The sequence below is a fragment of the Neisseria sp. P0021.S007 genome, from assembly GCF_051956855.1.
In genome coordinates, this window is the sequence record NZ_JBQCXA010001182.1 from 1 (window position 1) to 520 (window position 520).

Annotated in this window: 1 protein-coding gene and 1 pseudogene; both read left to right on the forward strand. The window is 45.8% G+C overall.

The window, feature by feature from the left end:
* Nucleotides 1–156 (forward strand): annotated as a pseudogene (locus ACTHUR_RS18170) (protocatechuate 3,4-dioxygenase); the annotation flags it as partial.
* A gap of 93 nt (nt 157–249) precedes the next feature.
* Nucleotides 250–520: YlqF/YawG family GTPase (locus tag ACTHUR_RS18175; protein ID WP_440400157.1), on the forward strand; the 271-nt coding region annotated here is incomplete at its 3' end.

The following is a 520-nucleotide window of genomic DNA, read 5'->3' on the forward strand; positions in this document are numbered from 1 at the left end:
GCTTACCGTTGGCATCGTACCGGCGCGAGCGAAGCTGAAGTTTCCCGCCAAATCAATACTTGCAAATCGCAAGTCCAAAATAGAAATACATACAAGACGTTCGAGCAATGTATGGATGAAGCAGGTTATTACAGCTATGAACATGGCAATCTCTAAATCCGGATTGACCGATTATCCAAATACCGAGGCCGTCTGAAAAAAAATGATTGTTCAGACGGCCTCAGATACGAATAGAAAGAACAAAAAGACATGGCTATCCAATGGTTTCCCGGCCACATGAACAAGGCAAAAAAAGCCATTGCCGAACGCATTAAAAGCGTTGATATGGTGATTGAGATGTTAGACGCGCGTATGCCTGCTTCCAGCGAAAACCCTTTGCTTGCCCAGTTGTCCAAAGGCAAGCCAAAACTCAAAATCTTAAACAAGCAAGATCTTGCCGATCCCGAGCGTACCAAAGTTTGGCTCGAACACTACAACAGCCGCCAAGATACCCGCGCCATTGCGCTTGATTCTTCCGAAA